The organism is Polaromonas sp. P1_G2 (genome assembly GCF_056405515.1).
In genome coordinates this window covers 1-609 of record NZ_JBFUBY010000705.1, presented here as the reverse complement: position 1 = coordinate 609, position 609 = coordinate 1, and the positions used below count along the sequence as shown (strand labels likewise).

Genomic DNA, 609 nt, shown 5'->3' with positions numbered 1-609 from the left:
CATTGGAGATTCCGAGTTCACGCGCCTCATGCGGGGTGGTTGCAGCCTTGCCGAGGATGGAAACCTGGCCGCTGTCGGGGATCAGAACGCCGGAAATCACCTTGGCCAGTGTGCTCTTTCCGGACCCGTTGCCGCCGATAATGGCGTGGACTTCGCCCTCGAAGGCCCGCAGCGACACGCTGGCCAACGCGACGGTCGGACCAAAGGTCTTGCGCACCTCGGATATTTCGACGGAGACGGTGGCCATCGCAGCGTCCGGCAGGAGTTCAGGTCAGAAGCGCCGCCATGGACCTCAGCCCATGGCGGTGGCTTGCGGCGTCTTCACTTCTTGGGAGTGTATTTTTCCGGATCGGCCGGGTGCAGGAAGAACTGGTCGAGATAGGAAGCGCTCGCCCATTTGTCGATGCCCGGATGGTACCAGCCGTCGGAGTCCTCGCTGCAATCTGCCGGGATCGCCTTCATCATCTCGTCCTTGGACATCGTGATCGGCTTGGCGAGGATCGACTGCACCTTCGGGCCTTGGCCTTCGAGCGTCCGCATCATGATGTTCCAGATCATTTCGAAATCGTCGCCGGGCGGCCAGGCATGGATTGCCGACGAGATGAAATC

Annotated in this window: 2 protein-coding genes; both read right to left on the bottom strand. The window is 61.2% G+C overall.

Going from position 1 to position 609, the window contains the following annotated elements; all coding sequences use genetic code 11:
• Positions 1–247 (bottom strand): ATP-binding cassette domain-containing protein (locus tag AC1D0P_RS27070; RefSeq protein WP_477679557.1); only part of this gene is annotated, 247 nt, incomplete at its 3' end.
• A gap of 74 nt (positions 248–321) precedes the next feature.
• On the bottom strand, positions 322–609 hold a 288-nt coding region (locus AC1D0P_RS27065), incomplete at its 5' end, for a hypothetical protein (protein WP_477679556.1).